Source organism: Neomesorhizobium albiziae (genome assembly GCF_900114255.1).
In the GTDB taxonomy this organism is placed as follows: Bacteria; Pseudomonadota; Alphaproteobacteria; order Rhizobiales; family Rhizobiaceae; genus Neomesorhizobium; species Neomesorhizobium albiziae.
On record NZ_FOSL01000037.1, the window covers coordinates 18,490 to 28,454 of the forward strand.

A 9,965-nucleotide genomic window follows, 5' to 3' on the forward strand; every position below is an offset into this window, starting at 1 on the left:
CGAAAGCAATCAGGCGCTACGACCTCGAAGCTGAGCAAGGGCCGGCATGCTTCACTACCAAATAGTTCGCCGGTGCAGAATAATCACTGCTCAACTGCGCGAAGACGTGCATTTTCCAATTCAAGCGCAGCCAGCCTGTCTTTACATGCAGCGAGCTCGTTAACTGTTTCAATATATTCGAGCTCTGCCTCTGCCCAGCGCTGTTGGATCGCTTTCAATTCTTTGTTGGCGAGGTCGACACGTTCGGAAACTTTCCTGCGAACAACGGATCTGCCCGAGGCGATCGCCTCTCGCACAGAGTCAACCCAATCGTTTACTTCGTCCCGTAGCACGTGATGTCGCTCTTTTTGTAGTAGGCCTTCACTTTTTCCCGCTCGTCGCACTACTTCGTCCGCTGAAATTACTCCCTCCGCATACGGATACAGCCCGCCGTTCCGCTCGATATCAATCTCAATCTTGCGCATTGCCTTTCGTATCAAGGCGATTGACTGGGTCTTTTTGCCAGCAGCAGCTTTTCGACCCTGATCCGCAATTGTAGCCTTTGCCGCTTCGTCGGATGTTTGTGTGATGTTTTTCATGCTTAAACGTTCACGCTGCTTCTTGGTCATCGGAAGATGCACGAGAATTCCATATCTCCGTCGCTGTGGGGCTAATTGCTAGGTAGCGTTCGCGCACGTCGTCCCACCGCATGAGATTGGCCAGTATCTGACCCTTCAGATTGGCGACGATCATCTCCATGCCGTCATCGATCGCTAAGGAATATTCATTCAACAAGATCCCTAACGCCTCCTCGCATTGAGCTTTTGCCCTGGCAAGTTCAAGCCGGTGCAAACAATCACCATGGCAAGCTCCAGGGTCGGGTGCACCTCTCCCGCGTGTGCAGGGTCCATGTTGACCGAGCAGTTTCGTGCACAGCACGCCTTCGCGAACGAGGCCCCAATGTCGGCCATTGAATGTCAGGATCTGGGCCGCTTCACGCAATGTGGCTGCACCTAGTTCACTTTCACCGCGCCGCATTTTCAAGCTTTCGAGGCCACTTTTTAGCAGCGGCGCGGCCAAACCTCCTGCATTTCCTCTCTCTGCGTCAGTAATGGCTTCGGTCGAGAGGACGTAGCTGACTTCTTCAGCAATTTTGGATGTCATTTGGGCAATCCGCGGCTGCGACAGCATGTACCTCATTGTCATTTCCATGTCGCGGTGACCGAACAGGTCCATGAGAACCTGAGGTGCCACCGCAACGGAGACGGCGAGGATGTATCCGGTCGTATGCCGCCATCTGTGCGAGTGAGGTCTCGCCCCACCGGGCTTTGGATCAAGCCCCAACCGTTTTACTGATTGAATAACTGGCTCGTTGACATTTCTCAGAGGAGAGCCCGCAGGCTCGCTGCCGTGGTTCAGCAAGACCCAAAGGTGATTGGAGCTTTCCGGCCGGACGGCTTTCGCTAGGGAAAGTTGTAGTTGGAGCGCGAATTGCGCCGCCGGATGCACGGGCCAATCGCGTTCTTGTCCAGTGTTCGCGTCGACAAGTTTGTAGGTTCTGCCTCGGTATCTGCCTTCTTCGTCGAAATCGAGTGAATCGTCCGTGCCCGACAGCACTTCACTCGAACGCGCCCCAAAGCAAAAATGGGTGACGCTGTAGTTCAGTGCTTGGAGGACATTCACGACAACGTTAATGGCAGCCGCGTCTCGCGGCGGCCATCTGTCAGTCGTAAATGTTTCCCCGCCCTCCCGAATGGATATTGGCCAAGGCAATTGTTCAATTCGGTTGCCTTGGGCGTCCCGCCAATCGATCTTCGAGATTATCAACCTACGTTCCTGGGTCGTGGTCGGATGCGATTGCCTACGGCCCAGGGCCGCTGCGCGCGCATTCGCTTCGAGCAACTTCTCCCAACATAAAATGAGCTGAACTCCCAAATTCTTCTGCAACCACAATGCCCGGCCGATATAGTCGCTGACAAACTGGAGGGGATATGGTTCAACAGCACGTTGTTGGGTGTGCGAAATTTTTGACACAACGGCTTGATTTCGTCGCGATTTTTCCTGGGTTGACTTCCGGGCCCCCTTTTTGGCATTCGCATCAACTTCGTTGTTGGAGACAGATGGAAAATCTACAAGGATGCCACGATTTCCAAGATCCAGAAGATGACGCGCCAAGAGACGTATTCCCTTTCGCATTTTCGGACTGTTCGTGAGTGCCCTCTGCATGGAGATCCATTCTGCCGCAGTGAGATGACCCCAAAGCTTCTCCTCAGAGGCGGGGACATTTTCTACCACCCACCGTGCCATTCGAAGCAACAGCCGGCATGCGGCAATCCAAGATGAGGGCTTGAATTTGCGTACACCAGTTTGCGTCAGGCGAGGGAGGGCGAGCCCGAATAGTGAACGACGGATGCTTTCATCGCAAACCAGCGCTGCGTCGACTGAGTAAATCTCTGGGACGAACCGCCTAAAGCTCAATCGTCGACTTACGCCCGGCGGGAGCCAGTGTTCGGGTACCTCATAGAACGGTGCTCCTACAGTTATTCCTGGAAGAAACTCGATGGATTTCACTTCAGACCAAGGTCGTCCACCCAACGAGGTGTAGTTGCCGATCGATATTGCAAGTTCATTTTGCCAATTGAGAGGGCCATTCCAGTGGATCAAATCATTAGTATCGGGGGTACGTTCCATAAGGTATTCCCCCTTCGCTCTTTAGTTTTAAGATCCATCGTGAAACTAATTCCTGTACCTTGATCGGATCAAATGCGGTCAACGTCTCCTCAATTGAAAGTTCTTCATCCTCAAACGACGATCCAGACCAAGCGGATACAGGTATTGTTCCTTTAAGGATGATCAATTCGGCCTTAGCGCGGCAGAGGGGATCCATACTACTCTCGAACACCCACCCATTTTCGCAACCAGTGCATCGCTGGATCCTGCAAAGCTGTCCCGGAACGTGATTGGGAGCTACCGATGCCGGCGGATTGCGGGGGTCGGAGCAACCCATTCCCAGACGAGTTCGCAGGCGAAAATCGGAAAGCCGCCTTTCTTGCTCGGGCGTGATTTTTCCTTTTTCGACCAATATTCGGAGGCGTGTCTCGTCTAACAGCCGTCCGTCCTCGATTTCTTTAAAGACGGCACGCTGAACGCGCCTTGCGGCGTGCTCACTTTGCGCTCGATAACGACGCCTCCGCAGGTAGTACCTGAGGCTACGGTCGTTACGGTGCTGCGCGGCCAAGCGGGCAATGAGCACATTGTGCCCGCTAGCGACGTATGCCCATCCAATCCACGCGTCCCGCGCATCACCAGTGGTGATTTTCAAGAGAGATGGATGCTCATCATCGAGATGATGTTGTTTGATAATGGCCCTCACAACGCTCGCTAGATGGCTACTGTCGTTGCCGTCAAAGCAATTAATTGCGCCCGCATTATTAACGACGTGATACAGCCACGGGCTTCGAGCTTTACGCTCGAGGTCGTCCACTTCCGCGGCGGTCGCGATTGTCGGGTTCGCTTGGTGCCGCGCGATTGCATCTTTCAGGTCGCGCTGAACTGTGCGGCGTAAAGGCGCTGTTCGTTCGATCATGTAATGGATCAGCTGGTATGGGTGCCATTCGGGCTTGGCAAGGGAGGGTACAAAGACTTCGCGATCCGAGCGGCCTTTAAACGCGAAGATGATTTGGAATTCGGGCTTCAGCGGATGAATTTCAGTCCAATCGCGCGTGATATCTAGGCCTAACGCAGTTTCCAGATTCCAGCCGGTTCCCAACATGAATAGCCAAAGGAGAACGGCTGTGTCGTGGTAACTCGGGTGGAACCAACGGAGCTTCCCTACAATCCCCTCCGAGCCGCGACTAGACATCCCGGGTACCAAATAGGCCGGGCCGCCGTGCTTCTGCTCAGGTTTGTTTGCCTTGTTGAGGCCGGCAGCGCCGAGTGCGTAAAACTCTTTCTTGCTCGGAAGAATATCGCGAGTTGCTTGTCGTACTAGCCATGCATGATTTGCTTCAATTTCCCAAGCGGCCGATCCTGGGCTGCGGGCTTTGCCGCGAGGGTCATGACCTCGTTCGGCCAACTTCTCGCCCTCCCGGAACATTGCCTTGATCGACATTGCCTCCTTCTTCAATGCCCTATAGAGCTTTTGAACCCCCACCTCGTCGATATCCTCCAACACAATCGCCAATTCGCGATCTGCTGATGGCCAAAACAGGGGAGGTAGTCCCAAGCAATTCCGTAGCTTTTCGACAAGGTGCTTTGCCTTCTTGTAGACTGTCGGTTTCACGCCCCGATCCGAAATCCAACGCTGCAAAAGAACGCCGTGAGCATCGTCCAGACGTGCGCAACTTGTTACGGTCCGGCCGGAATCGATTTCGTCCAGAAATCGGAACACAAGGCGAAAATAGAATCGAACACTCTTTTGGTCGTTCCGTCGTGGCGGATCAACTTTGAACAGCTCTGCGATCTCGTAGGCGAAAGGCACTCTGCCCCCAAAATCACCTCCCCAAGATGCCCGGAATCTTGGCTGCACCTCAGCAATGCCCAAACCGTCAGCAAATTCCTGCAAGTTGACTTCGTATGGGGGACCCTCAGCAGGGGTCACACCAAAGGTCAACATCTCTCTGTTCGCGTTCACTATTCCGCCCCTTCCACGTTTTCACCGGCCAGAAAAGCGTGCCATCCCGCGGAAATCTCCGCTACGCCTGCGGCAGTAACCAACCATCGCAAGTAGAGGTCCGTTGTGGATTTACTTAGATGTCCAAGCTGATGGGATAATGTCTTCAAACACCAACCGCCTCGACCGAGGATCCAATCGGCTCCCATCTCTGTGAGCGATCGACCCGCCCCTTGGGCCTCCTTTTCAAGCGTGTAGAGTATGGAAAAGCACGCAAATGCATGCCGGGCAAAGTGTGGATGCCATTTGATCGGATGCGGCCGCAGTTTGAAGCACCTATACAGTGTCTGCGGTGAGATCGGGGTACCTTCATGATCTCGAGAATCTGACAAAAATACCCTGTTACTCGGTCGAAGGCCTGTACGTTTGGTAAAGAGAAAGCGCGATCTCAACCACTTTCCGTCTAGCCATCTGCGAAGATCGAGAAGGTATTGGATTGAAACAGCGATAGTGCGGGGGCGCATACCTTTGGTTACGATTAGATTCACGGCGGCAGTTGTGTGCCCAACGGACGCGAGCTGCTTAAGCTCCTCCTTCGTTGGAATTTGGTGTTCGTTCAACGCTACCGTCTCTTCAAGCCTGGCTCCTGTCTCCAGCGGGAACCGGCAGGCGAGATATTTTGCCAATCCCAACCTCGCTTTAACATCCTGTAACCACTCACCTATTTCAGCGGCTTTTGGTAAGATAGCGGCGGTTGCAACGGAGCTCGTAAGCGAACTCTTGGCTCGCCCAACGCGGGTGCGATAAGTTGCTACCCCAGATGAGGACAGATCGTCGGTAGCAATCCGCCGGGTGCTAGACCTGTATGGCACCGTAAATTCGGCCCGTAAGCCACTTTGCGCGGCCCAAATGAGGAAATTTGTGGCTTCATCGGCTCGTTGGTTAGCCGTATTTGCTCCAAGGTTTCGACCGCTCGGTGACCAAATCCCGTCGGTCATGTTCTTTTGAAAATTTAGCGGGCCTTTTTTATAGGTAACGGTAAGCCAGTCCACCGCGTTTTCATCGCACCACGTGACGAATACACAAAGATAGTTCCCACTATTTCGAACCGACTTTGGTGCGAGTGGTTCAACATCGCAAAACAATTGGTGCTTGGGCGACCATTCCCCCAACGCCCTCTCACGGAGATAACGATTATGCTCGCGGCAATACACGTTTCGGCCATCGAAGATCACCGGTACATGGGCAACTGCCTCGAAACCCAGCGCAGTAATTCTGGCAGGATCAGGTACAAATATCTTTGCCATTAGAAGTCCCTTCATGGCGATGGTAGAGCGGGCGACGACGATGAAATGGGAGTTCCACGCCGTCAGGCGAAGAGATGAAACATTCGGCGGGAGAGCAGCGAAGCTTGTGTCACGTCGGTCTGATTGGCCGCCTCCTGAGGAAGGATCGTTGCTTCATCGTCCGGGAGGAACGAGGGGATTGCAATCCTCAGAAGCCTTCGGGGTTCTGCGTTTGTTCAAATCGGTGGATAACCGCAAAAACAAATAAAATCTTTTTAAAACAGTAGTTTACAAGGATTGAAGAATTCGTTTTGGTTGGGAGGGTGGTCCCCGGACGGGTTGAGAACCCTCATCAGAAAGGATTCACTTCAACTTTTAGCTGTATGTTGCTCCCTCCGACTCTCGTAAAGCGAGATCTGACCTGGGTGGGAAACCTGTTGAAATAAAGTGGAAAACGCAATGTCAAGGTAATTTCTTTACTTTTTTCAATCTCGGCGTGGTCGTGTCGGGGCTCTGCGCTTAGTGCATCGAAGCCAAACTCGTGAGGCGGTAAAGAGCGGCTCGGCGGGTATCAAGGGGCAACCGGTACATCAGCCAAACGCTCGTCGTCGGTGACTCCCGACGAGAATATCTCGGTTAAATTGTTCAATTTTTCCGCAGCCTGATTCCTGGCCCTGAATCCTGGGTAGGAGGCAAGAACTCTATGCCCGCGCTTTCAAGCACACTGTGGACTCTTTCGACTATGCCGATTCCTACAGCCTCATCGCCGCTTTCAAGCCGCATAAGAGTATGACGGCCAATGCCTGCCCGCTGAGCCACTTCCTGTTGACTCAGATTTGCAAGGATTCGCGCCGCACGCAGCACCGCGATCGAAGAGACGGCCACCATGGACGCAAAGCGCCGCCTAATGCGGTCTTTGTCAACAATACGACCGCACGGATTATATGACCAACGAGTGGTAGGTTATATGCGACTTGATGTTGTACAAGGATTCAGCTATGGCTGCTGACAGTGCAAGGGCGTTGATTCGTTAGAGGTAAGGATTCATCTGCCAACTGGGTGCAGGGGTTCAACGGGCAAGCGGACCGATGAAATATGTGAAGTGATCAAGCGAGGAATTCCATGGTGCATCGATTTGGAAATCAAATTCCCCATTTCGCGATCGCCGCCATACGCGAAGAGATCCAGAGACTGGAAGAACTCGCGGCCGCGCTTGAGGTCATCTGCATGCCGTTCCCGATCCCGATGGACCAATTGCTGGCGCGATCCCAACCCAATGCCCCCATTCTTGATCAATGGCGATATGCCATCAGGCCGGTAACCTCTCTGGTTGGGCTATCGACCGGACATCCACGGCTCCCTGGCGACAGGCGCTCGATCGTCACATCGGAAATCTTCCTGATCTCCGAAGAACTCGGCTGGGCGCGTTCGTATTCGCGTTGGTATCGGCTTGGGCAACGGTTCGATGGTGCAGCGGGAAATTGCTGATGGCCGCGATCCCGAAAGCCACTGTGTCAACATTTGAAACCTGTCCTGCACGCAAATTCTGGGCTGGCTCCGTGTGCCACCGAGAATGCCGAAATTGGGGGACGGCAAGGCAAGGATTCCCGGGCCGTCGGCAACCCGAAACCTTTCGTGTCCCGACCGAGCGATCAGCTGAATCCTTTGACGTCGTCGTAACCAGGTCAGCAGCAATGCCGATGGGGACGACCTAGAGAACTGAATTTGCTGGCGCGTGATTTTCCGGCAGGAGACCAGTCATGTCAGTTTCCGAAGTTGAAGCGACCGCCACCCGGCCAAAAACCGCTCCTGCCGATCTCCTGGCACGGGCCTATCTCGATATCCTGGCTCGGACTGAAGGCGTCCACGCCAAGTCGATGCTGCGCATGGGGTCCGGAGATCCGACTGATCCCGTGGAGGAGCTGCTCGACGATCTGATGGACACGATCGAGGATCGGGTTTCGGTGCGTGCCGACCTCGCGGCTGTTGCGGTACTGACGGCGCGCGCAATCGAGGCCGAGCCGGGGCTGACGCGCACGCTGCGGCGCGCCGCACCGGTGGTTACGATTGCCACTCACACGCCCGACCATGTGTCGGCGGTCAACAAGGTCATCGAGGCCTGTGCGCTTCCGGCAGACCGATCGGTCGTCACCAGCGGGCATAAATTGCGGCTCCCGGACAACGACGTGTTCATCGTCGCCCGGGACGGGACCGACAAAAGCCACAAGCCTGACAACGGCAACGATTCGGTTGCCGCCGCCCTTCATGCGCGCGCCACCATCATCGGTATCGCGCCCGATCCACGATGGCAGTTGCCGCGGGATCTGATGCGCTCAGCCGAATACCATCTGGTGCTGCCGGAGATCGACGAAAGCGCCCTGTTCCTGGTCATCGAGGCGGTGACGGGGAAACGCCCGCAGCGTCCGGTCGATCCCGCAGCCATCCGCTCGCTCGACGTCGCTGACCTGGTGCTCGCTCTTCGCCCGGACCGCAGTCCTGACGACTGCATCGAACGGCTTGAAGGACTCGTGGCCAAAAAAGGCGAATTCCATTCCGACGGGCCTTCACTCGAAGACCTCGATGGCTATGGCGAGGCGAAGGATTGGGGACTGGAGCTTGTCGCCGATTTCGCCGACTACAAGGCTGGCCGGATCACCTGGGACGAGGTCGACAATCGCGGGCTCCTGCTTTCGGGCCCGCCCGGTGTGGGCAAGACCAGCTACGCAAGAGCACTGTCCAAATCGGCACGGGTGCCGCTGGTGGCGACCAGCGTCGCCGACTGGAACGCGGCGAGCTATCTGTCGGGAACCTTGCAGGCGATCAAGGATGTTTTTGCCCGTGCCCGCCGACTCTCACCCTGCATCCTGTTCATCGATGAACTCGATGGAATTTCCGACCGATCGCGATTGAGCGGCGACTACGTCGAATACTGGTCCCAGATTGCTAATTCGCTTCTGGAAAATCTTCAGGGCGTCGACGAACGGCCGGGCGTCGTCGTCATCGGCGCAACCAATCATCCCGACAAAATAGACGCTGCGGTCAAAAGGGCAGGGCGGCTTGACCGTGAAATCGCAATCGAGAAGCCAGACGCAAGGACGCTCGCCAACATCTTCCGTCACCACCTCCGCGACCAGCTACCGGACGCCGATCTGATGCCGGTGGCCCTGGCGGCGCGAGGTGCCACGGGTGCGGACGTCGAAGCCTACGTGCGCCGTGCCCGAGGCGCGGCACGGCGTGGGCGGCGCGCCTTGCAGCTCGACGATCTTCTGGCCGAGGTCAGGTCGAACCGGGAACCGCTTTCGGGTGACGTACGACGACGCGTTGCCATTCATGAGGCTGGCCACGTCGTTGCCGGCACGCTTCTTGGCCGAATGGCGGTCGTCGGCGTTTCCATTGGCGATCGGGGCGGTTTGACCGAAGTCGCCGACATTGACGGAAGCGCTGATCCGGACCACTGCAACGACGTCATCGTCATGCTGATGGCCGGTCGCGCGGCCGAAGAACTGATGCTCGGCAGCCCCTCCACCGGTGCGGGCGGCGAACCGCACTCCGATCTCTCCCATGCGACGGACATCGCCAAGAAGATCGAACTGAAATTCGGCTTCGGCGACTTTGGCCCGATCTATCTCGGCGAGGGTCGCCACGATCCCCTGACGACGGTGCCAGGGCTTCTTGCCTGCGTGAAGAAGCGCCTCGATCAGGCGATGCTGACGGCAGCCGAGTTGCTGACGAAAAACCGCATGGTGTTGATTTCCGCGAGGAATTGACCCTGGGTTTTCGCTGAGAAGTGACCCGCCTTTTATGTATGTTCCGGGTTTCAGGATTTGGTCAAGTTGGGGTTTTGTCCTTTTCGGGTGTGGTGTTCTGGGCGGAACTGTTCTTGAAGCGGAAACTGTCATTTCCGGTCTCCAGGATGTGGCAATGATGGGTGAGGCGGTCGAGCAGTGCGGTCGTCATCTTGGCATCGCCGAAGACACTGGCCCATTCGCTGAAGCTCAGGTTGGTGGTGATGACGACACTGGTGCGCTCGTAGAGTTTGGAGAGCAGGTGGAACAGGAGTGCTCCGCCAGATGCGCTGAATGGCAGGT

The 9,965-nt window shown here is 55.7% G+C and carries 8 protein-coding genes; 2 read left to right on the forward strand and 6 right to left on the reverse strand.

The window, feature by feature from the left end; genetic code table 11:
* Positions 1–83: 83 nt before the first annotated feature.
* From F3H98_RS28130 to F3H98_RS32690, 5 genes are all read right to left on the reverse strand, one after another.
* A complete protein-coding gene (locus F3H98_RS28130) occupies positions 84–608 on the reverse strand; it encodes a hypothetical protein (protein WP_149763983.1) in 525 nt (174 codons plus the stop codon).
* A complete protein-coding gene (locus F3H98_RS28135) occupies positions 589–2,670 on the reverse strand; it encodes a tyrosine-type recombinase/integrase (RefSeq protein ID WP_149763985.1) in 2,082 nt (693 codons plus the stop codon). The genes F3H98_RS28130 and F3H98_RS28135 overlap by 20 nt, the downstream gene beginning before the upstream one ends.
* On the reverse strand, positions 2,648–4,612 hold the full coding sequence (locus F3H98_RS28140) for a hypothetical protein (RefSeq protein ID WP_149763987.1): 1,965 nt from the start codon (positions 4,610–4,612) through the stop codon (positions 2,648–2,650). The genes F3H98_RS28135 and F3H98_RS28140 overlap by 23 nt, the downstream gene beginning before the upstream one ends.
* The gene (locus F3H98_RS28145) at positions 4,612–5,898 is read right to left on the reverse strand and encodes a site-specific integrase (RefSeq protein ID WP_188130612.1); all 1,287 of its coding nucleotides are present in this window, start codon (positions 5,896–5,898) and stop codon (positions 4,612–4,614) included. Before F3H98_RS28145 ends, F3H98_RS28140 begins: the two co-directional genes overlap by 1 nt.
* 624 nt (positions 5,899–6,522) lie before the next feature.
* Positions 6,523–6,765: a helix-turn-helix domain-containing protein gene (locus tag F3H98_RS32690; RefSeq protein ID WP_149763991.1), complete on the reverse strand. Its 243-nt coding sequence runs from the start codon at positions 6,763–6,765 to the stop codon at positions 6,523–6,525.
* Positions 6,766–7,122: 357 nt separating this feature from the next.
* On the opposite strand from F3H98_RS32690, the gene F3H98_RS32695 reads away from it, so the two are divergent.
* Together F3H98_RS32695 and F3H98_RS28155 are read left to right on the forward strand one after the other, a co-directional pair.
* Entirely contained in the window at positions 7,123–7,365 is a 243-nt protein-coding gene (locus F3H98_RS32695; RefSeq protein WP_425294889.1) for a DUF6634 family protein, read from the forward strand.
* Between the two features lie 272 nt (positions 7,366–7,637).
* The gene (locus F3H98_RS28155) at positions 7,638–9,644 is read left to right on the forward strand and encodes an AAA family ATPase (protein ID WP_149763993.1); all 2,007 of its coding nucleotides are present in this window, start codon (positions 7,638–7,640) and stop codon (positions 9,642–9,644) included.
* A 61-nt stretch (positions 9,645–9,705) separates the two neighbouring features.
* Here F3H98_RS28155 and F3H98_RS28160 read toward each other — a convergent pair.
* A partial coding sequence (locus tag F3H98_RS28160) for an ATP-binding protein (RefSeq protein WP_188130559.1) occupies positions 9,706–9,965 on the reverse strand: 260 nt, incomplete at its 5' end.